Raw genomic sequence first — 223 nt, 5'->3', positions numbered from 1 at the left:
GGCGATCCGCTCGCTCATGCAGGCGGGTGAGGAGCCGGTAAAGAAGACCGCGCGCAAGTCCCTGCGCCTCTTAGGGAGCGTGGGCGAGCCGATCAATCCGGAGGCCTGGGACTGGTACCATCGCGTGGTCGGCGACAGCCGCTGCCCGATCGTCGACACCTGGTGGCAGACGGAGACCGGCGGCATCCTCATCACGCCGCTGCCCGGCGCGACGAAGCTGAAG

At 68.6% G+C, this 223-nt stretch carries 1 protein-coding gene; it reads left to right on the top strand.

Annotated features, from left to right (window positions below):
- A partial coding sequence (locus tag E4K09_RS24135; RefSeq protein WP_166802486.1) for an AMP-binding protein occupies positions 1-223 on the top strand: 223 nt, incomplete at both ends.

It is taken from the genome of Microvirga pakistanensis (assembly GCF_004458765.1).
Lineage (GTDB): Bacteria > Pseudomonadota > Alphaproteobacteria > Rhizobiales > Beijerinckiaceae > Microvirga > Microvirga pakistanensis.
Note: the sequence above shows the minus strand (reverse complement) of the source record. Positions and strands in the feature narration are given on the sequence as shown.